Source organism: Streptosporangium sp. NPDC001681 (assembly GCF_040298085.1).
Lineage (GTDB): Bacteria > Actinomycetota > Actinomycetes > Streptosporangiales > Streptosporangiaceae > Streptosporangium.
On sequence record NZ_JBEOZN010000077.1, the window covers coordinates 23,226 to 47,776 of the forward strand.

20 protein-coding genes and 1 pseudogene are annotated in these 24,551 nt (G+C 68.8%); 9 read left to right on the forward strand and 12 right to left on the reverse strand.

The genetic code is table 11. The features are described 5' to 3' along the window. Window positions 1–2: 2 nt before the first annotated feature. From ABT130_RS29790 to ABT130_RS29835, 10 genes are read right to left on the reverse strand one after another with little or no spacing between them, the layout of a single operon-like run. The gene (locus ABT130_RS29790) at window positions 3–1,619 is read right to left on the reverse strand and encodes an aldehyde ferredoxin oxidoreductase N-terminal domain-containing protein (protein WP_350960805.1); all 1,617 of its coding nucleotides are present in this window, start codon (window positions 1,617–1,619) and stop codon (window positions 3–5) included. Continuing rightward, window positions 1,610–2,905: an L-fuconate dehydratase gene (locus tag ABT130_RS29795; protein WP_350960808.1), complete on the reverse strand. Its 1,296-nt coding sequence runs from the start codon at window positions 2,903–2,905 to the stop codon at window positions 1,610–1,612. The genes ABT130_RS29790 and ABT130_RS29795 overlap by 10 nt, the downstream gene beginning before the upstream one ends. Then, a complete protein-coding gene (locus ABT130_RS29800; protein WP_350960810.1) occupies window positions 2,902–3,741 on the reverse strand; it encodes a fumarylacetoacetate hydrolase family protein in 840 nt (279 codons plus the stop codon). Before ABT130_RS29800 ends, ABT130_RS29795 begins: the two co-directional genes overlap by 4 nt. Next, window positions 3,738–4,571, reverse strand: coding sequence for an amidohydrolase family protein (locus ABT130_RS29805; protein ID WP_350960812.1), 834 nt, complete (start codon window positions 4,569–4,571; stop codon window positions 3,738–3,740). Before ABT130_RS29805 ends, ABT130_RS29800 begins: the two co-directional genes overlap by 4 nt. Next, the gene (locus tag ABT130_RS29810; protein WP_350928472.1) at window positions 4,568–5,572 is read right to left on the reverse strand and encodes an aldo/keto reductase; all 1,005 of its coding nucleotides are present in this window, start codon (window positions 5,570–5,572) and stop codon (window positions 4,568–4,570) included. Before ABT130_RS29810 ends, ABT130_RS29805 begins: the two co-directional genes overlap by 4 nt. Beyond that, window positions 5,569–7,107: a sugar ABC transporter ATP-binding protein gene (locus tag ABT130_RS29815; protein WP_350960815.1), complete on the reverse strand. Its 1,539-nt coding sequence runs from the start codon at window positions 7,105–7,107 to the stop codon at window positions 5,569–5,571. Before ABT130_RS29815 ends, ABT130_RS29810 begins: the two co-directional genes overlap by 4 nt. Then, window positions 7,104–8,102, reverse strand: a complete 999-nt coding sequence (locus ABT130_RS29820) for an ABC transporter permease (protein ID WP_350960818.1) — start codon at window positions 8,100–8,102, stop codon at window positions 7,104–7,106. Before ABT130_RS29820 ends, ABT130_RS29815 begins: the two co-directional genes overlap by 4 nt. After that, the gene (locus ABT130_RS29825; protein ID WP_350960821.1) at window positions 8,099–9,169 is read right to left on the reverse strand and encodes an ABC transporter permease; all 1,071 of its coding nucleotides are present in this window, start codon (window positions 9,167–9,169) and stop codon (window positions 8,099–8,101) included. The genes ABT130_RS29820 and ABT130_RS29825 overlap by 4 nt, the downstream gene beginning before the upstream one ends. After that, complete coding sequence (locus ABT130_RS29830; RefSeq protein ID WP_350960823.1) at window positions 9,166–10,251, reverse strand: mandelate racemase/muconate lactonizing enzyme family protein; 1,086 nt, start codon at window positions 10,249–10,251, stop codon at window positions 9,166–9,168. Before ABT130_RS29830 ends, ABT130_RS29825 begins: the two co-directional genes overlap by 4 nt. 27 nt (window positions 10,252–10,278) lie before the next feature. After that, window positions 10,279–11,334, reverse strand: coding sequence for a sugar ABC transporter substrate-binding protein (locus ABT130_RS29835; protein ID WP_350928461.1), 1,056 nt, complete (start codon window positions 11,332–11,334; stop codon window positions 10,279–10,281). A gap of 123 nt (window positions 11,335–11,457) precedes the next feature. On the opposite strand from ABT130_RS29835, the gene ABT130_RS29840 reads away from it, so the two are divergent. The 3 genes from ABT130_RS29840 (at window position 11,458) to ABT130_RS29850 (ending at window position 16,487) form a co-directional block, all read left to right on the forward strand. After that, entirely contained in the window at window positions 11,458–12,132 is a 675-nt protein-coding gene (locus tag ABT130_RS29840; protein WP_350960825.1) for a GntR family transcriptional regulator, read from the forward strand. A 213-nt stretch (window positions 12,133–12,345) separates the two neighbouring features. Further along, window positions 12,346–12,705: an FCD domain-containing protein gene (locus ABT130_RS29845; protein WP_350960828.1), complete on the forward strand. Its 360-nt coding sequence runs from the start codon at window positions 12,346–12,348 to the stop codon at window positions 12,703–12,705. A 314-nt stretch (window positions 12,706–13,019) separates the two neighbouring features. Next, window positions 13,020–16,487, forward strand: a complete 3,468-nt coding sequence (locus ABT130_RS29850) for a galactose-binding domain-containing protein (RefSeq protein WP_350960830.1) — start codon at window positions 13,020–13,022, stop codon at window positions 16,485–16,487. A gap of 192 nt (window positions 16,488–16,679) precedes the next feature. Here the strand turns inward: ABT130_RS29850 and ABT130_RS29855 are convergent. Further along, window positions 16,680–16,868, reverse strand: a pseudogene (locus ABT130_RS29855) (ISL3 family transposase); the annotation flags it as partial. A 307-nt stretch (window positions 16,869–17,175) separates the two neighbouring features. Between ABT130_RS29855 and miaB the strand changes: the two are divergent. From miaB to ABT130_RS29875, 4 genes are all read left to right on the forward strand, one after another. Beyond that, a complete protein-coding gene (gene miaB, locus ABT130_RS29860) occupies window positions 17,176–18,675 on the forward strand; it encodes a tRNA (N6-isopentenyl adenosine(37)-C2)-methylthiotransferase MiaB (RefSeq protein ID WP_350960832.1) in 1,500 nt (499 codons plus the stop codon). Between the two features lie 42 nt (window positions 18,676–18,717). Next, a complete protein-coding gene (locus ABT130_RS29865) occupies window positions 18,718–19,566 on the forward strand; it encodes an SDR family oxidoreductase (protein WP_350960834.1) in 849 nt (282 codons plus the stop codon). Continuing rightward, window positions 19,563–20,948: an FAD-binding protein gene (locus tag ABT130_RS29870; protein ID WP_350960837.1), complete on the forward strand. Its 1,386-nt coding sequence runs from the start codon at window positions 19,563–19,565 to the stop codon at window positions 20,946–20,948. Before ABT130_RS29865 ends, ABT130_RS29870 begins: the two co-directional genes overlap by 4 nt. A 216-nt stretch (window positions 20,949–21,164) precedes the next feature. Next, the gene (locus tag ABT130_RS29875) at window positions 21,165–22,238 is read left to right on the forward strand and encodes a hypothetical protein (protein WP_350960840.1); all 1,074 of its coding nucleotides are present in this window, start codon (window positions 21,165–21,167) and stop codon (window positions 22,236–22,238) included. A gap of 166 nt (window positions 22,239–22,404) precedes the next feature. On the opposite strand, the gene ABT130_RS29880 is transcribed toward ABT130_RS29875, so the two are convergent. Next, window positions 22,405–23,010 carry a helix-turn-helix domain-containing protein gene (locus tag ABT130_RS29880; protein WP_350928449.1) on the reverse strand — a complete coding sequence of 202 codons (606 nt, stop codon included), beginning with the start codon at window positions 23,008–23,010 and terminating at the stop codon, window positions 22,405–22,407. A gap of 87 nt (window positions 23,011–23,097) precedes the next feature. Between ABT130_RS29880 and ABT130_RS29885 the strand changes: the two genes are divergently transcribed. Beyond that, entirely contained in the window at window positions 23,098–23,724 is a 627-nt protein-coding gene (locus tag ABT130_RS29885; protein WP_350960843.1) for a class I SAM-dependent methyltransferase, read from the forward strand. A gap of 35 nt (window positions 23,725–23,759) precedes the next feature. Beyond that, window positions 23,760–24,260 carry a DinB family protein gene (locus ABT130_RS29890; protein ID WP_350960846.1) on the forward strand — a complete coding sequence of 167 codons (501 nt, stop codon included), beginning with the start codon at window positions 23,760–23,762 and terminating at the stop codon, window positions 24,258–24,260. Window positions 24,261–24,551 lie beyond the last annotated feature (291 nt).

Consider the following 24,551-nt stretch of genomic DNA (forward strand, 5'->3'; position numbering starts at 1 on the left):
TTTCACATGAACCCGAGCTCGCGGTGCAGCGCGGCCACCGCGGCCATGAACGCCTCCCGGTCGAGGACCGCACCGGCGTACCTTCCGGTGGCGACCGGCTCGGTGAAGAACCTGTCGGGGAGGGTGTCCGCCTCGAGACCGATGCGGAGCCGCCGGTTCACCTCCCGCTGCAGCCGCAGCCGCTCCGCGCCGAGCGACAGCACGTCGGGCCGCTCACCGGTGACCGCCTCAACCAGCGCCTCCACCTGCGCAAGCGTGAGCGGACGGGTGGGCGTCGCGGCGTACGGGCAGATGCCGAGCGCGTCGAGACCGCTCCACAGCCGCAGAAGCTGCGCGGTGCGGATCACATCGATCTCACCCCGCGGGCTCGGTACGCTCACCCCCAATCCCTCCATTTCCGGATAGCTGTGGGGCAGGCCCTCGTCCGGGTCGAAGTCGAGATCGTGCTCGATGATGTCGTAGCGCGGCCCGATCGGTGCGACCGCGTACCCGAGTCCGAGGTTCGGCTGCACCCGCGGGTCGAAGGGCGGCAACTCCACCCCCTTGCTCGCCATGGCATGGTCCGGGGCGATCCTGGCCGAACCCTCGCCGAGCGGGTCGCCTCCGGCCCCGATCCGCTCGATCACGGAAGGCACCTCGGCAGCCGGCACGCCCGCGGCCGCGAGCGTACCGGCTAGCGACACCGGGTCCAGCCCGAGCTGCATGCACCTCGCGTGCACGGCCCACGGATCGGCGACGCCAAGATTGGGCCCGAGCATGGCGAGCGCCTCCTGATGCAGCGCCGCTCCGGCATAGACCTTGATGCAGTCGGTCGGGCAGCCGGGACAGGCGGCGATCCGCTCCAGCGCAGGCGCAGTGCCGACACCGCCGCGCGAGGTGGTGTCGGCGAAATTGGCCACCGTCGCATAGCCGGGCTCGGCCGACCAGATCCCGAAACCCGGCTCGCCATGCTGCCAGGCGGTGAGCGGATTGCCGGGCAGCGCCGCCGCGTAGTCGGCGGCTACCCGGCCCAGCGCGTCGGAATCGACGACCGGCGGCGTAGATCCGCCGACGCAGACGACCGCCTTGACGTTCTTGGTGCCGAGCACCGCGCCCAGCCCGAGCCTGGGCAGCGGATGGTCCCCGCAGGTAACGATCGAGGCGTACCGCACGCCGTGCTCACCGGCCGGCCCGATCACCGCAACCGCGGCGCCGGCGCCGTACCTGGCGAGCAGGGCATCGGTGGCCGGGCCGGTCTCCAGTCCCCAGAACTCTCCGGCCGGGTCGAGCCTGGCCTGCCCCGCCTCGACCACCACGCAGACGGGTCCGGTCGCCCGGCCGTGCAGCACCACGCCGGTGACCCCGGCCGCCCGCAGCCCCGCGGCGTACGGACCTTCCGCCCGCGTCTCCGCGACACCGCCGGACAACGGCGAGAGCCCGACGGCGGCGCACCGTGCCAGCCCAGGCCCCGCCACCCCGGCGACACTGCTCGCCACGAGCGCCAGCGGCGCGTCGGCCGGCTCGACCGGGCCGTCGATGACGTCGAGAAGCACCCGCAGCGCGGCGACCGGCCCGCCGAAGTCACCGGCCGGGCGCATCTGCGCGTGCCCGGTGGCCAGCTCGACGTGGATCAACGCCACGCCGGGCCGTTCGGGTAGGAGAACACGGCCAGCGTCTCGGGCCGCAACTCCGCGGAGAAGCCGGGCGCGCTGGGCGGCATGTACGCACCGTTGGAGATCACCACCGGATCGACGAAGTGCTCGTGCAGGTGGTCGACGTACTCGATGACCCGGTCCTGCAGCGATCCGGAGACCGCGGCGTAGTCGAACATCGATAGGTGCTGGACCAGCTCACACAGCCCAACGCCGCCCGCGTGCGGGCAGACCGGCCTGCCGTACTTGGCGGCGAGCAGCAGGATCGCGATGTTCTCGTTGACCCCGGCGACCCGGCACGCGTCGATCTGCACGAAGTCGACCGCGTCGGCCTGCAGGAGCTGCTTGAAGACGATCCGGTTCTGCATGTGCTCGCCGGTGGCGACCTTGATCGGCTGCCTGCCCGGGCCCGCGGCGGCCAGGGCGCGCCTGATGGCGGCGTGCCCGAGCACGTCGTCGGGGCTGGTGGGCTCTTCGATCCACCACGGGTCGTACGGCGCGAGCGCGGTCATCCATTCGACCGCGTCGGCGACGTCCCAGCGTTGGTTCGCGTCAACGGCGATGCGAATCTCCGGGCCGACCGCCTCCCTGGCCAGGGCCATCCTGCGCAGGTCGTCATCGAGGTCGGCGCCGACCTTGAGCTTGATCTGCGTGTATCCGTCGGCGACGGCCTGCTTGGCGAGCCGTGCGAGCTTGGCGTCGTCGTAGCCGAGCCAGCCCGGCGACGTCGTGTACGCCGGGTACCCGTGCCGTTCGAGTTCGGCGATGCGTTCCTGCTTGCCCGGCCTGGCCGCGTTGAGGAGGTCGAGCGCCTCGGCAGGGGTGAGGGCGTCGGTGAGATAGCGCCAGTCGACGAGGTCGATGAGCTGCTCCGGACTCATGTCAGCGAGCAGCCGCCACACCGGCTTGCCCGCGACCCGCCCGGCCAGGTCCCACGCGGCGTTGACGACAGCCGCCGTCGCCAAGTGGATCACGCCCTTCTCCGGGCCGAGCCAGCGCAGCTGGGAATCACGGGTGAGGCGCCTGGCGAACTCCCCCAGGTCGTCCACCTGCTGGCCGACCACGAGCGGGGCAAGGGCGTCGATGGCGACCCGGCAGACGTCGTTGCCCCGGCCGATCGTGAACGTGAACCCATGCCCGTCCACGCCCGCATCCGTACGCAGGATCAGGTAGGCGGCGGAATAGTCCGGGTCGGGGTTCATCGCGTCGGAGCCGTCGAGCTGCCGCGAGGTCGGAAAGCGGATGTCGTGCGTCTCGACCGCGGTGATTTTCATTCCGCCGCCCGCAGGACCGAGCGCTGCCGGCCGAGACCATCGATCTCGACCTCCATCACGTCGCCTGGCTCGAGGTAGGGGAACCGACCGGACAGGGCCACACCCTGCGGCGTGCCCGTGTTGATGACATCGCCGGGTTCAAGCACCGTGTACTGCGACAGGTGCCAGATCAGGTAGGCGACATCGAAGATCATGTCAGCCGTGGTGGAATCCTGCCTGGGCTCGCCGTTCACCCAGGAACGCAGGCCGAAGGCGCGCGGGTCGCCCGCCTCGTCGGGAGTCACGAGCCACGGGCCGAGCGGGTTGAACGTCTCGCATGACTTGCCCTTGGACCACTGCCCGCCGGAGACGGCGAGCTGGAAATCCCGCTCGGAGACGTCGTTCGAGACGGCGTACCCCGCCACATAGTCGAGCGCCACCTCCGGCGACTCGATATAGCGGGCGACCCGACCGATGACGACGGCCAACTCGACTTCCCAGTCCGTCTTCTTCGAGCCGCGCGGGACGAGCACCTCGTCGTATGGCCCGACGACCGTGTTCGGCGCCTTGTAGAAGATGATCGGCACTTCGGGCGGCTCGCTGCCCGACTCGGCCGCGTGGGCGGCGTAGTTCTGGCCGATGCAGAGCACGACACCCGGCCGGGCGATCGGCGCACCGATCCGCTGCCCCGCGACGTCGATTTCCGGCAACCGGACAGCCTGGTCGGCGCTGACGCCGCCGGAGGCGAGAAATGCCCCGTCGATGTCCTTGGTGACGCCGGACAGGTCGAAGTATCGACCGTCGACGTGAGCCGCGGGGCGCTCGGCCCCCGCCGGGCCCACCCGCATGTACCTCATGAGATCTCCAACTGATAGACGCTGATCGCTGTGGTCGTGAAGATGTCGTCGGGTGTCCCGCCGAGGATCTCCTCGAACGCCGCGCGAACCTGGGTGTAGGAGGCCGCCACCTCGCAGACCGGCCAGTCGGACCCGAACATGAGCCGGCCGCCGCCGAACATGTCCACGGCGGTCTCGACAAAGGGACGCAGGTCTTCGACCGTCCAGTGGGACCAGTCGGCCTCGGCCACGAGGCCGGACATCTTCGCCACGACGTTCGGGCATGCGGCCACCGGGGCGATGAGGGCGCGCCATTCGTCCAGACCCTCCGCGCCGGCGGCGACCCTCGGCTTGCCGAGGTGGTCGAGGACGAACCGGGAGTCCGGCAGCGCCTGCGCCGCCCTGGCCACAGACGGCAGTTGCGGGCCACGCACGACCACCTCGTTGACGAGTCCGGCCGCGGCGACCGTGCGCAGACCCGCCCGCACATCGGGCTGGTCGAGGAAGTCGTCGGGATGGCCCTGCACCTGGTCCCGGATGCCGACGAGCAGGTGCCCCCCGGTCCCGGCCCGATGGCCGGCGATGACGTCGGCCAGGGTGGGGTCGGTGAGCGACGCCCAGCCGACGACACCGGCGATCTCCGGAGTCGCCGCCGCGGTCGCCAGGAACTCGGTGGTCTCGGCGGCGTCACACCGGCCGGCCTCGACCAGGACCGTCCGGTCGACGCCCGCGGCGCGCAGGTTCTTCCGCAGGTCCTCCACGCCGTAGTCGCGGCGGATCCGGTCGAGCGCCGGATCGGCCAGCCATGGGTAGTCGGCGGTCCAGAGATGCTGGTGGGAGTCGATGATCACGGCGTCGGCACCTCCTCGGGGAGCAGTCCTTCACGGCGCAGGTCCTGCCAGAGCCGGTCCGGGATGTGGTGGGAGAACATCGCCACGGCGTCGGCCACCTCAGCAGGCGAGCGGGCGCCGATGACGACGCTCACAACCGCCGGATGGCCGAGCGGGAACTGGATCGCGGCGGCCCGCAGCGGCACGTCATGCCGGGCGCAGATCTCTTGTACGGCGAGCGCCCGAGCCAGCAGGTCGACCGGGGCGGGGAGGTAGTCGTAGGTGGCGCCGGGCTTGGGGTCGGCGAGCAGCCCGGAGTTGTAGACACCCCCGGCGATGACGGAAACCCCCCGATCGGCGGCCAGCGGTAGCAGTTCGGCGAGGCCGGACTGGTCCAGCAGCGTGTACCGGCCGGCGAGCAGCACGCAGTCGACTTCACCGGTACGGACGAAGTCCGCCAGCACGTCGGCCTGGTTCATCCCGACCGAGACCGCCCCGATCCGGCCCTCGGCGCGGAGCCCTACCAGAGCCGGAAGGGCCCCGGCGAGCGCCTCGGGGTAATAGTCGTCGGGGTCGTGGATGTGCAGCACGTCGGCCCGCTCGAGGCCGAGCCGGTCCAGGCTCTCCGCGTAGGACCGCAGCACCCCCTCGGAGCTGAAGTCCCAGATTGGCGCGACGCCTGTTGGCTCGGCCCAGATGGTGTCGTTCCGGTCGCCGGGGTCCGGGGCGGCCTCCCGGCCACCGGACCGGACAAGCCGGCGACCGACCTTTGTGGAGACGGCGAACTCCGCGCGGGGTTTGCCGGCCAGGACCTGGCCCGCGCGCCGCTCGGAGAGTCCGCTGCCGTACAGCGGGGCGGTGTCGAAGTACCGGATGCCGAGTTCCCAGGCCTGCTCGACGGTGGCGTACGCCTGCCCGTCGCCGACCTCCCGGTAGAGCCCGGCTAGTGGGGCGAGCCCGAGGCCAAGCCGGGTCACCTGCACGTCCGTCCGGCCCAGCTGGACCCGATCAGCGGGATTCATGCCGCTTCACCCCCATCCGCGGGTGGCCGCGCAGGGCCGGACCCCGCGTGGATCAACCGTATGATCGCCTGGCTCATCCGGGCGTAGTCGTGGTCGTTGACCAGCTCACCGCGGAGGCTGAAGTCGTTCATCACCGCGATCCGGTCGGCGAGCGTGACGATCTCCGGCAGGTCTGACGAGATCAGCAGCAACGCCAGCCCGGAACCGGCCAGTTCGGCGATCAGCTCATGGAAGGCCGCCTTGGTGCGTACGTCGATGCCGACCGTCGGTTCGTCCACGATCAGGATCTCGCAGTTGGCGGCGAGCCACTTCGCGAGGCTGACCTTCTGCTGGTTGCCGCCGGAGAGCTGGCCCACGAGCTGGGACGGCGAAGAGATCCGGATGCCCAGCCGGTCGACGTACTGGGCCACCAGGCGACGTTCCGCCCTATCGGTCACCAGCCCGGCCCTGGCCAGGCCCCGCCACACGGTGACACCGACGTTGCGGGTGATCGGCTGGTCGAGGAAGAGGCCCTCTTCCTTGCGGTTCTCCGTCACGTAGCCGATCCGGTAGCGGCGAAGCGCATCACCGACATCGCGGATGCGCACCGGACGGCCCTGCACCTCCACCGTTCCCGACGTGATCCGGTCGAGCCCGAGCAGCGCCTTGGCCAGTTCGCTGCGGCCGGCCCCGACCAGGCCGTACAGTCCAAGGATCTCCCCCGGGCGTACGGACAGGGAGATGTCGCGGTGGCCCCGCGCGGTGCACACCTTGTCGAGCCGCAAGGCCGGCGCCGTCTCTGGGTCGACGTGCCGCTCGGCAAGGCGGACCGAGGAGTACGCCCGCCCGACCATGAGGTCGACGATCTGGTCCTGCGTATAGTCGGCGAGCGGCTTGGCCTCGGCCATGCTGCGTCCGTCGCGCAGCACGGTGACCGTGTCCGCGACCGCGAAGACCTCCTCCAGCTTGTGGCTCACCAGCACGATGGCGTGCCCGCTGTCGCGCAGCTTGCGCACGATCCCGTAGAGCCGGTCGGCCTCATCCCCGGTGAGCGACGCGGTCGGCTCGTCGAGCAGCAGCACCTTGCTGTCGACGCTCAGCGCCTTGGCGATCTCGACCAGTTGCGCCTGCGCCACGGACAGCCGGGAGACCGGGGTGTCCGGGTCGAGGTCCAGGTCGAGCAGGTCAAGGCAGCGGCGGGCCTCGGCACGCATCCGCGCCCGGTCGACCAGCCCGAAGCGCCGCGGCAGGTGGTGCAGCACGATGTTCTCCGCGATGGAGAACTCGGGGATCAGGTTGCGCTCCTGGTGGACCACGCCGATGCCGGCCCGCTGGGCGTCGAGCGGCCCGTTCATGTGCAACTCGGTGTCGTCGAGCAGGACCCTCCCGCCGTCCGGCCGGTACACGCCCGTAATGATCTTGATGAGCGTGCTCTTGCCTGCGCCGTTCTCGCCCAGGAGGGCGTGCACGCTGCCTGCGGCGAGCCGCAGGGTGGCACCGTCCAGCGCGCGCACTCCCGGGAACGTCTTTACCAGGCTCTCGGCGGTGAGCATCATGACGACCCCTTCGACAACTTCTGTCGTACGGTGCCGAGCAGCACCGCACCGAGGACGACCGCGCCGATGATCAGGTCGATCCAGCGCCGGTTGATGTCGAACTGCGCCTGCATGACGTCAACCAGCCGGACCAGGAACGCCGCAAGGCAGGTGCCGACGACGCTGACCACTCCGCCGGTGAGCGCCACCCCGCCAATGATCGGCGCGGCGAAGCTCGGCAGCAGCAGATCGCCGCCGATGCTGGAATTGACGGAGCCGGAAGCGGCGACCGTGATGATGGCGGCGACCCCGGCGAGCAGGCCGCTGAGCCCGTGCGCGATAACGATCGACCGGTCGTTGGAGACACCGGACAGCCGGGCGGCGAACGGGCTGCCGCCGGTTGCCAGCAACTGCCGGCCGGCGACCGTGCGGCCAAAGAACATGGCCACCAGGGCGGCCACCACCAGCGCGAGGATGAAGACGACCGGCAGACCGAACACTGAGGCGGTGCCGAGGTCGCGCAGCCCTTGCGAGTAGCCCTGGAAGGTGTCCGGGCCGTTCACCCCGTACCGCAACCCCTCGATGATCGTCATGGTGGCGAGGGTCACGATGAAGCCGTTGATCCGGGTGAACACGACGAGGAGCCCGTTGACGAGACCGGCGGCGAGGCCGACCCCGAGCGCGCCAAGCACGGCCAATGGGGCGGGCAGGCCGGCTTCGAGCATGAGCCATGCCGCGACCATGGCGCACAGGCCCGTGAGCGTGCCGACCGACAGGTTCATCTGTCCGATGGCCAGCACCACCATCTGGGAGAGCCCGATGACGATCGGGACGGCGAGGAACCGGAAGAACGCGTCCAGCGTGCCGCGGGAGAGCAGATTGCCGTCCGTGGCGACGGCAAGCGCGACGAAGCCGACGACGGCGAGCACAGCGAGGGTGAACTCCGGCCGGACGGTGACGTCCTTGAGCCTCCCGCCGAGAGCGGTACGGCCGACCGTCGTGGTGCCGGTACTCATACCCGCGCCCCCCTTCGTTCTGCGACGACGTGGCGCACCCGGTCCAGCGACAGTGCGACCAACAGCACCAGGCCGATGTAGAGGTGGAGCTGGTCGAGCTGGAACTGCAGCAGGTTCAGTCCCTTGTAGATGACCTGGGTGAGCGTCGCGCCCAGCACCGTGCCGAGAATGCTGACGGCGCCACCGGCCAGCAGCGTGCCGCCGAGCACCGGACCGAGGAACGACGGCAGCAGGAACGAGTCGCCGATGCTCGCCGAGAACGCTCCGTTGTTCGCGGCGAGCAGGAAACCCGCGAGCCCGGCGAGCAGCCCGCTGAGCGCGTGCGCCTGCACCACCCGGTTCCGGATGGGGATGCCGGACAACTCGGCGGCCTTTTCGTTGGCGCCGGTCATCAGGATCTCGCGGCCCGTCCTGCCGAAGCGGAACAGCAACCCCACCAGGAGCGCCGCGACAAGCGCGATCGGCACGACCAAGGGGATGTTGGGGCCGCAGATGTCGCCCGTGCAGTAGTCGGCGAACGTGTCGTTACGCAGGGCATCCATGCCGGCGGGCTGACCGCTGAAAGCGACGCCGTCGGTGAACCGGCTGTAGAGGATCGTGATGAGACCCACCAGGGCGAAGTCCATCGCCAGCGTGACCACGAACGAGTTCACCCCGGTACGCGAAATGATCAGCCCGGCAAGCGCGCCGAGCAACGTCCCGACGATCAGCCCGATCACCAGGCTGGTCAACAGCGACACGCCGAGCCGGTCATAGGCGAGCCCCATGGCGAACGCGCTCATCGCGGCCATGCGGCCGACGGCCATGTTCATGTGCCCGAGCGACAGGACCGCCAACTGGGAGAGGCCGACCACCGCGTACACGCTGATGTCCGACTGGAGCGGCACCAGCGTGAGCGTGGTGTCCATGAACGCGGGACGCAGCGTGGTGAAGAACGCGACGAGGGCGATCAGCAGGATGAGCAGGCCGATCCGCGGGTTGGCCCAGAGCGGCATCCTCGACGCCCTGCGCGGTTCCGGCGAGTCCGCCGCCGGCGCTTCGGACGGAGACGTGGTCTGCGTGCTCACCGGACTCTCCGGTCGTCGATCGCGTCACGGTCCCACTCGATGCCGAGCCCTGGAGTCGTAGGCGGCAGGGCGTGCCCGTCGACGATTTCGGTCTCCCGGCTGGTGATCGCCCTGAGCTGTGGGATGTGCTCCAGATAGCGGCTGTTCGGCACGGCGCAGCAGAGGCTCACGTGCAGCTCCATGAGGAAGTGCGGACAGATCGGGACGTTGTACGCCTCGGCCAGGTGCGCGACCTTGAGCCACGGGGTGATTCCGCCGATGCGCGCCACGTCCACCTGTACGATGCCGGCCGCCTGCCGGTGGAGATACTCGCGGAACTGCGCCACCGAGTAGAGCGACTCCCCGACCGCGACGGGGATCGAGGCGGACGCGGCCAGCGCCTGGTGTCCGGCGACGTCATCGCCCGGCAGCGGCTCCTCGAACCAGTAAGGGTCAGACGGTTCGAGGAGCCGGGCCCGCCTGATGGCTTCCGCAGCGGTGAGTGACTGGTTGGCGTCGAGCATCAGGTCGAAGTTCTGCCCGACGGCCGCGCGGACGGCGGCCAGCCGTTCCGCGTCCTCCACGGGAGAGCGACCGATCTTGATCTTCACCCCGGGCCAGCCCGCGGCCTGGCTGGCCTTCGCACCGGCGATGATCTCTTCGGTGGTGAGGTGCAGCCAGCCCCCCTCGGTGTCGTACAGCGGGATGCGGTCCTTCGCACCACCCGCGAGCACCCACAGGGGCTGTCCCGCGTCGCGGCACCGCCAGTCCCACAGGGCCGTGTCGATGGCGGCGAGGGCGAGGGAGGTGATCGCCCCGACCGTGGTCGCCCGGGTCGCGGCGAACAGGTCATGCCACACCGCCTCCACCCGACGAGCGTCCGCGCCCACCAGCCTCGGTATCAGGTAGTCGCGCAGCAGGGCGAGCACGGCCGTGCCACCGGTGCCGATCGTGTACGAGTAGCCGGTGCCGGTGCCACCGTCGTCGGTCTGGATCTCGACGAAGATGGTCTCCTGCTTGATGAACGACTGGACGGCGTCCGTGCGTACGGTCTCGACCTCCAGGTCGACGAGATACGCCTCGGCATGAGTGATCGCGGGCAAGGAAAGGCTCCTACTGGGCGTGGAGGACTACTTACAGGACAGGTACTGGCTGTCGAACGCCTTCTTCAGCTCGTCCGTCTTCCCCTGCCGGTCAGTGTCATAGGTGTCGATGTTGGCCTTGTCGACGACGAAGGAGCCGGAGTCGATGATCACTCCCGGCTGCGTCATCGTGCAGCCGCCCGCGAGCTTCGTCAGCGCATACGACCCGACGGACGCCTGCCCGACCGGGTTCTGCAGCACGGAGGCGGCGACCGATCCGTCGCGGATGTCGGCGAGGATGGTCTTGTCGTCGTCGATCGCGACGATCTTGATCGGCAGCTTGGCCTGCTTGACGGCCTCGGCGGAGGCGACCGCGGGGTTGTAGGCCGTGTTGACGATGCCCTGGATCTGGTCGCCCTTGGCGGCGAGAAGGTCGGCGACGGCCTTCTGCGCCGTCTGCAGGTCCTTGTCCACGTCGGTCACGGTCTGCAGGAGCTTGACCTTCCCGCCGGTCTCGTCGACCGCCTTCTGCACCCCGGCGACGCGGCGCTGGGTGTTGGAGTCCACCTTGTTGCCGGTCAGGTGTACGAGGTTGCCCTGGTCGCCCATGGCCTGGATCGCAGCCTGCGCCGCCTTGTAGGCGGCCAACTCGACGTCGGTGGACAGGCAGAAGTCCGCCCTGTTGACGCCGCCGGCCGGGCAGGACGCCAGCGAGGCGACCGGGAAGCCCTGCTTCTTGAGGTCATCGAAGGTGGCGTTGATGTTCTCCGGGGCGACGCCGAAGATGCCGAAGGCGTTGTAGCCCTGCGCGGCGAGGGACTTCAGCACGTCGTTCTGCTTGGTCTGGTCCCAGTTGGAGGTCTCGTTGAAGGTGGCGTCGCCGAGGCCCAGATCGGTCTTCACCTTGCCGGACTCGTCCTTCCACGGCTGGAAGTAAGGGTGTGCCCCACCGGGAACCAGGGCGATCTTGACCTGGTCAGGCGTTCGGGTGGTCGCACCGGCCGCCGCTGTGTCGTCGCTCTTCTTGGCGCAGCCGGCGGTGGCAGCGGCGGTGAGCACCACAGCGACAGCCAGCCCGCCGAGCCGAGTGAGGGGTAGATTCATGGCTGCGCCTCTCCGGGGAGATTGGATCCTATAGGATGTTTCCTAGAGATAGATAGCCCGCCCCGGGTGAGGTCGTCAAGTAATACCCGGACAATGTTCCGACTTCGTAGAAGATTGGGATCGATGACACCCTCCGAACGCATCCGATTCAGGCGGTCCACGCTCGGCGACGATGTGTATGACACGCTCAGGGCGCTGATCCTCGAGCACAGCATGCAGCCCGGCGACCGCGTCAACATCGACGCGCTGGCCCGCGAACTCGACGTCTCCCCCACACCCGTCCGCGAAGCCCTGGCCCGCCTCGAGTCCGACGGGCTGGTCCGCAAGCGCCCCCTCGTCGGCTACACCGTCAGCCCCCTGCTTACCCGCGCCGAGTTCACCCACATGTTCGAGTTGCGGCTGCTGCTCGAGTGCGCCGCTGCACGATGGGCCGCCGAGCGAGCCTCCTCCGAGCACCGCGAGGCGATCGCCGCGGAGGCCGTCACATCGATAGCGCAGGAGGATGACGACGCCAACGGCTGGCGCTGGCATGCGGCCTTCACCATGCACGACGCCCGGTTCCATAACCTCATCGCCGAGGCGTCGGGCAACCCGTTGCTCCGCGACGGCCTCGACCGCTTGCATGTCCATCTCCACCTGCACCGGCGGTACTTCCCCTACGCCCAGGCCGGCACGACAGGCGAGGAGCACCAGCGTGTCGCCGCCGCCATCCAGGCCGGCCGTCCCGACGACGCAGAAGAGGCCATGCGTGAGCATCTGACCAGGTCACGCGAGCGGCAGCTTCCGGCGTTCGACTGATTCCGGACAAGGCGCCGCGCCTGGGATAATCGCGCACCCGTTTGTCAGGGGGACGGGTGCCGCTGTCCAATCGTCCGTGGCGCACGGATGACGTGTACGAGGCCATCAAGGCCCTCATCATGACCATGTCATCCCCCCACAGGCCCGGTTGAGCATCGACCGGCAGGCCCGGGATATCTACGCGCGTCGTTCACCCCGATCCGCGAGACTCTGGTGCGGCTCGAGTCCGAGGGCCTGGCCCGCCAGGAGCAACTGCGCGGCTACTTCGCCACGCCGGTCCTGACACCCCAGCAGATCGCCGAGCTCGCCGGCAACAAGCAACTGTTTCAGGCGTTCGTCGGAACCAACTGCCTCCTGCATCTGTTCCGCCGGCGCTACAGCATGCGGCTCGGCACCGCGACCATCGCGGAACATCAGGCCATCGCAGCGGCCATCGCCGCAGGCGACGCGGATCTGACCACGCTCTCGGCAGCCTCTGGTCGGGCAAGGGCCGTCTGGCCGGCCCACCCGTGCGACAGCCGACCCCCTCGGCTGCCGCCACCGTTGCCGTCGCGCACTGCGAAGCGTCCGTGATGGCGCTGGTGCGCTGCGTCCAGTCGCAGCGTTTCGTGTCGCGAAGGGCGTCTTCATCGCGAGCCGCCACTGTGCGTGTCGCTAGGTAAACACCGGGTTTCATCTTGACTGCCGCACGCCGCCCCTACATGCTAGATCACATTTCCTATAGGCTTGAACAGACTGGGAGTCCCCCCGTGATCCGCCCCCCTACTTCACGAGCGCTCACAAGCCCTCCCGCAGCCAAGCGGTCCTCGTCCCCACCGCGATGCGCCCCGTCAGCCGGGCACGGCACCGGCACCCGGCGTGGTCTTTACCTCGGCACCATCGTCGCGATGGTGCTCAGCTTGGCAGCCGTCATGGTCGGTGCCCCGGGCTACGCTGCCGCCAAGGCGGCGAACCGTATCTCCATCTACGCGGCCCCGGACGGCACAGGCACTGCGTGCACCGCCGACAAGCCCTGCTCGATCCAGCAGGCGCAACTCTCCACCCGGACCGCTGCGGCCGACATGGACTCTGACATCCACGTGCTGCTGGCCGGAGGTACTTACTACCTCGCCGAACCGCTCACCTTCACCTCGGCCGACTCCGGCCGTAACGGGTTCCGGATCGTGTGGAAGCCCGCAGGTCAGCAGCGGCCTGTCCTTTCCGGCGGCATCCCGCTGAGCGGCTGGGCGCCGGCCACGGACGCCCCCAACCGCTGGAGCGTCGACGTCCCCGACGGGATCAGTACCCGCGGGCTCTATGCCAATGACGTCCGCGTGCCGCGCTCGCGGGGCACCAGCCCCGTGACGCTGACCCGCACGACGCCGACCTCGAACTTCGCCAGCGGCGGCTACACCGCAGCCAACTCCTCGCTCGCGTCATGGCGGAACCCCGACCAGATCGAGTTCGTCTACGACGACCACCAGGCCTGGGGCCAGAGCCGCTGCCTGGTCGGCGGCATCGTGGGCACCGCGGTGACGATGTCGCAGCCCTGCTGGCAGAACACCCAGCGCCGCTCCTCACCGATCGGCCAGGGCAACGACAACCCGTCCGGCGGCTTCCCAAGCTTGGCGGCGAACTCCCAGCCCAGCTGGATCGAGAACGCCTTCGAGCTCATGAAGGCGGGCGACTGGTACTACGACAAGTCCCTGCACAAGGTCTACTACTGGCCCAAGAGCGGTGAGGACCCCGCGTCCATGAGTTTCGTGCTCGCCGTCAAGGAGCACGTCGTCTACAGCGAGGCGAGTTGGGCCGATCCACTTGCCAACGTGACGTTCACGGGCCTCGAGTACGCGCACACCACCTGGTACCAGCCGAGCACCAACGTCGGTTTCTCCCAGATCCAGGCGAGCAATACCGTCACGCTGCCGAACGGCTACAACTTCCAGGGCCTCTGCCAGTACGTGACCAACCCGCCTGTCCTCCCACCGGCCGGCGAACTGCCCGGCCAGTGCCCCACCGAGAACTACACACCGCCGACCGCGACGGTGCAGCTGAGCGGCACGAAGAACGTCCAGTTCCTCAACAGCAAGTTCCACCACATCGGCAACGCCGGCTTGTGGCTCTACCACGGCGCCAACGGCGACCTCGTCGAGGGCAACGAGTTCACTGACATCTCCAGCAACGGCCTCGTGCTCGGTGCGATGGACGACCCGCTGCCGCTCGATGACGACCCGGACGAGATCGCGATCAACAACTCGATCCGCAACAACTACCTGTACAACGTGGCCGAGGAGTTCTCCGGCGGCGTGGGTATCTCGGTGTACTACACGAGAGGCACCGTCGTGGAGCACAACCAGCTGATGGACATGCCGTACACCGGCGTGAGCTTCGGCTGGGGCGGCCACCACATCGATATCAACCACCTGACTGCGGACCCGAGCATCAATCAGGACAACACGATCCGCAACAACGTCTTCATCAACACGATGCGTGACCGCAGCGATGGCGGGCCGATGTACAGCCAGGGCCACCAGTCGAACAACACCTGGGAACACGCGCTGCAGGTCACCGGAAACGTCGCGTTCAGCAACCCCGGCTCGCGGTACTTCTTCTACCACGACGAGGGCAGCAGCTACATCGTGCTCGACGGCAACGCCGAGTACGGCAACGGGGGCGGCTTCAACGGCGGCTGCACCACGCCCGGTCCGGTTCGGGTCACGAACAACTACCGGGTGGGCGCGATCAACAGCAACATCTGCAGCTTCAACGGCCCGGCGGCGAACTTCACGAGTCAGGGCAACGTCCAGATCTCCAGCAGCCCTAGCCCCGGCGTCATCCCGAACTCGCTGCTTTCCAACGCCGGCCTGCAGCCGGCCTACCAGCACCTGCTGTACCAGCAGCCGCCGCGGATCTACATCGTGAGCGACCCCAACTCCGCCACCGGCACGCTGATCTCCGGGTCCGGCTTCGGCCCGGACTCCCAGGTGGCCATCGGCGGCTATCCCGCGAAGCTCGTGCAGTACGTCTCGCCCAACTACCTCATCGCGCACTTCGCCCCTGGCAAGACCACGGGTGACCTCACCGTCACCAACGCGGCAGGCGCCGGGACCAAGCCTGGCCTGATTGGCGGTAACAACGTCGCCCTCGGCAAGCCGGCGTCCCAGATCTCCACGCTGACCGGCTACGGCGACCTCAGCGCGGGCAAGGGCGTGGACGGCAACACCAGCGGCGACTACACGCAGCAGGCGATGGCTCACACCAACTCCGCTGCCAACGCCTGGTGGCGAGTCGACCTGGGCCAGGTGTACAACCTCGACAAGATCCAGGTGTGGAACCGGACGGGCGCCCAGTCAGAGGTGGACCGCGACAAGGACTACTGGGTACTGGTGTCCAGCACCCCGTTCACCGACGACAAGTCGGCTGCGGCATGGGCGGCGACGCCCGGGGTGTGGTCGTTCCGCGACAGCGGCACCATGGGCCGACCCACCATCATCGACGGGCCGATGACCGGCCGCTACATCCAGGTACAGCTCAGCGGGACCAACTACCTGGTCGTGGCCGAGCTGATGGCCTTCATTACCGAGACGGCGCCGCCCCCGCCGGTCATCACGTCGCCGGCTGACGCCGCGGCGGGCAACGGCGCGGTCACGGTCACAGGCACCGCCGAACGGTGGTCGACCATCACCGTCAGGGACGGCGGCACAACGGTCTGCACCACCGAGGCCGACCTCACCGGCAGTTGGTCGTGCACACCCGAGTCGGGTCTCGCGGCCGGCTCGCACAGCCTGACCGCGACCGCGACCAACGCCGACAAGCAAACCTCCGAGCCCTCCACACCGATCTCGTACCTGGTGCTGAACGGCGCCGGCTTCACAACCGGCGGCGGCTGGGTGACCGAGCCGAGCCTTGGTACGAAGAGCGACTTCGGGTTCACCGTGAAGTACCTGAAGAACGGCAACATCCAGGGCAACAGCCAGTACACCTACCGGAAGACCCTGACCGCCAACCAGGTCGCCGACTCTGAGGGTAGCTACCTGCCCGCAGGTGACTACGACTGGACCATCAAGAGTAGCGTGATGACCGCTTTGGCACAGTCCTGCACGAGCACTACACCGAAGGTGTGCACCGCCACCTTCACCGGGAAGAGCGCGATCACTGCCGTCAACCAGGCAACTGAGATCGCCTACAGCCTAGGCGACGGCTACCAGTTCCAGGTGGACATCACCGACAACGGCGAGCCCGGCTCGGGCAACGCGACCACCAACCCGGACACCTACGCGATCCGAGTCTGGGACGCCGGCGGCACGTACTACCAGCTCGGCGCGCCCACAGCGCAGCGGCCGCTGAACGGAGGCAACATACAGGTTCGGCCGTAACCGCAACGGGGAGCGGCCCGAGACCCAGCGGTCTCGGGCCGCTGCTTTTCAACCGACGTAAAGGGGCATCGACTTTTTCGTCGTCAGGTCAGTGACGACGCACATCCCCTTCGTGGCCCTGGTTCCGGGACTGTAAGAACAACGGCTCTGTCTTTCTTTCGACTCTGTCTCTCTTTCGGTGGTGACCGAGAGTCAGGCCAAGAGGATGCGGTGGCGGAGCAACGCGAAGCCGACTCGGCCGTGCATCTGGCACATGATCCGCTTGGTCTTGGTGTTCACGCCTTCGGTGCCGCCGCTGTGGAACGGCAAGGTGACGGCCGCTCGGACGGCATCGCGGTCCTGGTCAAGGCCGCGGATGAAGGCGGGTAAATGAGGAAGATCGACTTTCGGATAAAACCAAGACAGATCTTGACGAGTATGGGGAGATTTACTAACTTCTAGGTTAAGCCGCTGAGGCGGCCGACCCCTCAAAAGGGTCGGCGGTCAGGCCCCTCAAAAGGGCCCGGCGGCGGGGAACCCCTCAAAAGGGTTCCGGGTCGGGTCTCTCAAAAAGACTCCACCCGGAGACACGGCCTCTCAAAAACGCCGGTGCCTCCAGAGTTTCAAGGGCCTCCGTCCCCATCATCGGGACGGAGGCCCTTCTCTGCCGACTGCACAAAGCAGAAAACCGCAGGGATTGGAGGCCGCGATGCCCGGCACCTACGAAGTACGCACATTCGGCTGCCAAATGAATGTGCACGACTCAGAACGCATCGCGGGCATGCTGGAGGCGTCCGGATACACACCGGCCCAGCCCGGAACGCCCCCCGACCTCCTCGTGTTCAACACCTGCGCCGTCCGCGAGAACGCCGACAACAAGCTCTACCGATCCCTCCGCGGATTACGCGACCACAAACACGACGGCATGCAGATCGCCGTCGGCGGATGCCTCGCGCAAAAGGACCGCGGCACCATCATCAAGCGCGCACCCTGGGTCGACGTCGTCTTCGGCACTCACAACATCGCCGCCCTTCCCACCCTCCTGCAACGCGCCCAAGTGGCCAGGACCGCCCAGATCGAAATCCGCGAGGCACTGGAAACCTTCCCCTCCACGCTCCCCACCCACCGGGAATCCCCCTACGCCGCCTGGATCGCGATCTCCGTCGGCTGCAACAACACCTGCACCTTCTGCATCGTGCCCTCCCTGCGCGGCAAGGAGACCGACCGCCGCCCCGGCGACATCCTCGCCGAGGCCCGAGCCATGGTCGACGACGGCGCGCTCGAAATCACCCTCCTCGGACAGAACGTCAACGCCTACGGCGTCGGCTTCGGAGACCGCCAAGCCTTCAGCAAGCTGCTACGCGCCTGTGGAGACATCTACGGCCTCGAACGGGTCCGCTTCACCAGCCCCCACCCGGCCGAATTCACCGACGACGTGATCATCGCCATGGCCGACACCCCCAACGTCATGCCGCAACTCCACATGCCGCTGCAGTCCGGGTCCGACCGTGTCCTCCGTGCCATGCGCCGGTCATACCGCCGCGACCGCTACCTGAAGATCCTCCAATACGCCCGCGACGTCCTGCCCGACCCCGCCATCACCACCGACGTCATCGTCGGCTTCCCCGGCGAGACCGAAGCCGACTTCCAGGACACCCTCGACCTCGTCCGCCAGGCACGGTTCGCCGGCGCCTACATGTTCCAGTACTCCAAACGTCCCGGCACCCCGGCGGCCGAACTCGACGACCAACTTCCCAAGGAGGTCGTGCAGGAGCGGTTCGACCGGCTCGTCGCCCTGCAGGACCAGATCAGCCTCCAAGAGAACCAGCGCCAGGTGGGCCGGACCCTCGAACTGATCATCGCCGACGGCCAGGGCCGCAAGAACGGCTCGACGGGCCGCCTGTCGGGACGGGCACCCGACGGTCGCCTCGTGCACTTCACACCATCGCCCCCGTCCGGCGAAACCCTCCACGCGACCCCACGTCCAGGAGACGCGGTCACCGCCACCATCACCCACGCGGCCCCGCACCACCTCCTCGCCGACGACGGCATCCTGCACCTGCGCCGGACCAACGCCGGCGACACCTGGGAAAGGCGCCAGGCCCACCCACCCACGCCCGCGAAAGCCCCACCGAACGTCACCATGCTGGGCATGCCCGGAATGCGAGGCGCCCGGCCTGCCACCGGGCACGGCTGCGGCACCTGCTGAAGGAATCGTCGGTGTGAAGCCGACCGCCAGACGGGAGTGGACATGATCCTGGTCACCGGCGGCACGGGCCGTATCGGCAGCGAACTGGTGCGACTGCTCGCCGCGAAGGCGGTCCCCGTGCGGGTGCTGACCCGCGACGCGTCCAAGGCGGAGAGCCTGGCGCGGCACGGTGTCGAGATCGCGGTCGGGAACATGAACGACCCGCGTGGCCTTGACGCCGCCATGAGCGGTGTCGGTCAGGTGTTCCTGCTCTCCAAGGAGGAGCCCGCTCAGGTGGAGCTCCAGCACAACGTCGTGGTCGCGGCCGTGTCGGCGGGTGTCCGTCGCCTGGTCAAGGTTTCCGCGATGGGCGCCGGCCCGGACTCACCGCTGAGAGAGGCGCGCTGGCACGCCCGGACCGAGGACGAGATCGCCGCCTCGGGGCTCGCCTACACCCACCTGCGGCCGAACTTCTTCATGCACAACCTCACCATCTACGCGGCCTCGCTGGGGGATGGCGTGCTCTCGGCACCCATGGGCGGGTCGCGTATCAGCATGATCGACCATCGGGATGTGGCGGCGGCGGCTGCCGCGGTCCTCACCGAGCCCGGGCACGAGCACAGGTCGTACACGCTGACCGGGCCGGAAGCGTTGTCCTTCGCCGAAGTGGCCGACCACCTGTCCCGGGCACTCGGCCATCCCATCCGTTATGTGAACGTCTCCCTGGAGGACGCGCGGAGGAAATGGCTGGCCCTGGGGATCCCCGTGTGGCGGGTCGACTCCTTCATCGACATACACCGGGAGTACCGGACGGACTGGGCCGCACCGGTGACCACTGACGTCGCGGACCTGGTCGGACGCCCAGCGCGCTCGCTTGCGGCAATCGCCGCCGACCTTCTCGGATCACGATGACCGAACCCGCGGCGGCCGACCTTCCGATTCGGACCGACGCCGGGGCACTCGACGCGGCTGCGGGCGATTTTGGAGGCTTGATCCGCTGCCGTCCCGCCGCGGCGCTCAAGGCCACCACTGCCGGCCAGGTCTCCGCTGCCGTGAACCTCGCCGTGGAACGGGGCTGGGGAATCGGCGTACAGGGCCGGCGGCACAGTACGGGCGGACAGGCTCAGATTTCCGGCGGGCTGGCGCTGTCGACCGCCGGACTGGACCACCTCTCCGTCGACGAGCGCACCCGGCAGGCCGACGTGGGCGCCGGCGTGCGCTGGGACATCCTGGTCCGGCACACGCTGAAGCACGGACTGATCCCTCCGGTGCTCACCGACTATCTGGGGCTCAGCGTCGGGGGGACTCTGTCGGCCGGCGGATTCGGGGGCTCCTCGTTCCACGCCGGCGGCCAGACCGACAACGTCGACGAACTGACTGTGGTGACGGGAACCGGTGAGGTGGTGACCTGCTCTGCTCGGCGGAATCAGCACCTCTTCGACGCGAGCCGAGCCGGTTTCGGACAGTTCGGCGTGATCGTCGCCGCACGGCTTCCCCTGGTTCCGGCATCGCCTGTCGTCCGTACCTGCAAGGCGCTCTATACGGACCTCCACCAGATGATCGAGGACCAGCGGATCCTGACCGCCGCCACGGGTGTCATCTCCGTTCAGGGCTTCGCGGTCCCGAACGAGCCGGAGCGGCTCGCGCGCACGTTCGGCCCCGACGCCAGGCTCCACCTGCCGTCGCCGGATGACCGGCCGTGGATCTACCAGATCAAGGTCGCCCATCCGGTGGGCGACCGGTGGACGCCCACCGCGACGTGTGATCCGTTGTCGGGCCTGTCCGTGCCGCCCGGCCAGTGGGTCGCGAAGGAGTGCGACGCGCTGGAGTTCGCCGACCGGATGGCCCCGGACGTCCGGCTGATGTCCGAGGCGGGGCTGTGGCAGGCCTCGCACCCGTATCTCAGTGTCTTCCTGCCCGCAGGCCGGTCGGCGGACGTGATCAGCGCCGCCCTCGACACGAGGTCGCCGGCAGATCAGCGGCACGGGCCCGTCATCATCCAGGTGCTGACGCGTCGCGCCCTGCGCACGCCGAACATGCTGCTGCCGGCCGGCGACCAGCCGGTGCTCTTCAGCCTGCTCCCCAACGCGTATCCATCCACTCCGGCGCGCGTCGCGGCCCTGCTGAACGACAACCGCCGCATCCACCACCTCGCCTGCCGGGCCGGGGGCACGCTTTATCCGTTCGGATCGCCGCCGACGGATCTGGAACGGCCTCGGCACCACGTGCTGCGTACTCCGCACCAGCGCGACATGAAGCGCCTGTTCGATCCGCATGGACTGTTCGGCCGCTGAGCACCGATGCCGGGGAACGCGTCAGTGGGCCGACACGGCCCACCTGCGGAACACCGAGCCTCCCCTGTAGGCCGGACACCGGCGATGTGACAGCGGGAGCGACCTGCTCCGACGCTGTTCCCGGATGGTCACCGCCACCCACTGGTAGATCGGGGTCGGATCGAAACCGTCGACTTCGGGGGGCGGCGTCAGGCGGAAGTCGTACGATTTGCCACTATGAGGTCGCGAGTGATGGCGCTGGCCGCCTGCTTGATCACGTTGGGCTGTGCCGCGCAGCCCCCGCTCGCCGCGCCGGCCCCCTCACCGTCGAGCACGCCCACCGTGCCGGCCCCTTCGGCATCGGCCACACCTACCACGGAGATCTCCGAGAGGTGGGTCCAAGTCCCCGGTCTGTCCACCGACACCGCGTGGGAGCGTGGCCTGCGCGACGTGACCGCTGTCGGTCCCGAGCTGGCGTGGGCGATCGGGTACACCGGCTGGGAGGACAGCGTGAGGACGTCGCTGCGTACCTGGGACGGGTCACGATGGCGCGCGGTGCCCGTCGAGGCTCTGGGCGGCCTGGCGAGCATCGACTCCGACGGGCCGCGCAACGCGTGGATGCTGGGCGGAGGTTTCGACGAGACCCTGGCCCAGCACTGGGACGGGCACGCCTGGCGGCGATACCGGCTCTCTGGGTACGGGCGGGACGTGGCTGTGGACGGCCGCCGGGTGGTCGTGATCTCGGACACTTCGGTACTGACCTGGAACGGCACCGCCTTCGTCACCGAAAAGGTGCTCGGCGGCGAGGAGACCAGGCTGGTCGCGGTGGACAGCGGCGCCGGTCACACCTGGGTCGCCGGGATACGGGACTCGGTGCGGCCCGTGATCTGGCACGGGCACAACGGCAGGTACGAGGAGACCACGCTGCCCGAGGGCTCCCTCACCACGATCTTGCAGATCAGCCCCGACGACGTCTGGGCGGTGGGCAACATCGGCGAGCGGCCCCTGGTGTTGCACTGGAACGGCCGATCCTGGGAGCGGCCCACCATCCCGCCGTGGAAGGCCGAGCTGCAGAGCGTGACCGCGTTCGGGCCTGACGACGTCTGGTTCGCGGGCAAGGACCACGACGAGCCCGGTGGGGTCTCGGTCCTGCACTGGGACGGCCGGAACTGGACGAAAGAGGTGCCCCCGCCGGACGGGGAGGGGCACCACGCACTGATCGAGCGAGTCCCCGGCACTTCCCAGCTGTGGCTGGTGGTCAACGTGGCCAACGGTGATTCCGAGTCGATCGTCACCTTCCGCCGGGAATAGCGGAGCCGGCCTGGTCGGGTGGCTGTCGGATCGGTGCCGCTCAGATCGTCCCGGAGCACGATCTCGCCGGTGGGGCTCTCGTAGCCGACCTCGGCGACGTAGTCCCACGCGGGTTCTGTGCGGGAAGGCTCGCTGTCGACGCGAACAGACGGTCATCTCGCCGAGCTCACCGCTGGATCCCGCCGTGAGACGGCCGATGAGGGCCGGCGCGCACGTGCGCACGTATCCCTTGCAGGCCGAACAGGATGAGAAGCTCGACCACGCCGCCGTCGGCGCTGCCCAGCCAGTGCGGCAAGGACGTGTCGAACTCGGCCGCCTCACCGGGCGGCAACGTCAGGTCGCGCTCGCCGAGCACCAGCCGCAGGCGACCGTTGAGCACGTACAGCCATTCGAAGCCTTCGTGAGTCTGTGGGGTCGGTTCGAGCGGTTCCGGCCGAGCGGGGATGATCATCTTGAACGCCTGCGTACCACCCGGCCGCCGGGACAACGGAACGAAGATCATTCCGAACCGCCGGATCGGCTTCAGGTGGATCCGGGGGTCGCCTGTGCGCGGGGCACCGACGAGGTCGTCCAACGGAACGTCGTAGGTACGGGCCAGCGGCAGCAGCAACTCCAGGGTCGCCCGGCGCTGCCCGCTCTCCAGCCGGGACAGGGTGCTCTCCGACACCCCGGTCGTCGCCGCGAGATCGGCGAGGGTGATGCCGCGGTTACGACGCAGCGCACGCAGCCGCGGCCCCACCGCGTCGAGCACGTCTTCCGTTTCATGGTCCACGAGACCATCTTGCCAAAACCGCAAGATTTCGTGCCAGATCGCGATGAGTCCGGCAAGACTGAGCGCATCCCGACAGAAGGAGCCTCGATGAGCACCACCGATGCGGTCACGTTCTGGGAGGGCGTCTACGCGGCCCGACCCGCGGCCACCGACCCGCAGCCGAACGACCGTCTCGCCGAGACGGTCACGGGCCTGCCGCCCGGCGACGTGTTGGACCTCGGATGCGGCGACGGCGACGACGCGCTGTGGCTCGCCCGCCGGGGGTGGCACGTCACCGCCGTCGACATCTCGGCCGTGGCGGTCGAGCGGCTCGCCGGCCTTGCCCGCTCACGCGGCCTGGGCGACCGGGTCATCGCCGAGCGGCATGACCTGCACGAGTCCTTCCCGCAGGGCGGGTTCGACCTGATCTGCGCCCACTACCTGCACACCCCCTTCGACCTGGACAGGGCAACCGTCCTGCGCGCGGCCGCGCACGCGCTGCGCCGGGGCGGGCGGCTGCTGGTCGTCGACCACGGCTCGACCGCGCCGTGGTCGTGGAACCAGGATCCCGACGTCCGGTACCCGACCCCGCAGGAGGTCGCCGCGGGTATCGATCTGGACCCGGCGACATGGACGGTCGAGCGGGCCGACGCACCCCGCCGGATCGCGACCGGACCGGGCGGGCGCACCGCCGAGGTCACCGACCACGTCCTGCTCATCCGCCGCACCGCCTGACCCGGCGCCGGCGCCGCTCCCCCATGAAGGCCACCATGCCCACCGCCTCCCGCCGCAACCGCCGCGGCGACACCCCGCCGCCCCGGACCGGAAGCAGCGAGATCGAGATCCTGCGCGGCTTCCTCGACTACCTCCGGACCTCGATTGCCGCGAAGGTCGACGATGCCCCCGAACCGCAGGTCCGAACAGCCGGAGTGCCGTCGGGCACGAACCTGCTCGGCCTGCTCAATCACCTTACTTTCGTCGAGCGCTCGACGTTCCTCGGGGACAACGTCACCGACTGGCAGGCGACGTTCCAGGCCGCACCAGCGGACAGCGTGGCCGACGTCGTCGCCCGCTACCGAAAGACGGTCGAGCGCGCGAACGAAGTTCTCGACGGGTGCACCGACCTCGGCGCACCGGTCCCCCGGCCGCGGCCGGAAAACCCCGCTCCCAGCATCCGCTGGGCACTCACCCACATGATCGAGGAGACCGGCCGCCACGCCGGCCACGTAGACATCCTCCGCGAACTGATCGACGGCGCGACCGGGCGCTGATCCACCTCCTCCAACGGCCGTTGTCGCGCCGCTTCCTCCGATCCGCGCGCACGGTGGCGACCGTTACGCTGCGGTGGTCGGGTGAGTCGTTGGCCGGCAGGCCCTCGACCGGGTAGACCGCCTCCCATACCCCGCAGGGCATGAACTCCGCGGGAGGAAGTGACGGGGGTGCGCGAGAGACGGGCCGCGCCGCACAGTTGTCGAGAAGAGCTTTGTGGCACGGCCGGCCGTGCCCAAAAGATGAACGCCGAGGGTAGAAAGGTTAAAAAAATAGCGCGCCCAAACACCGAT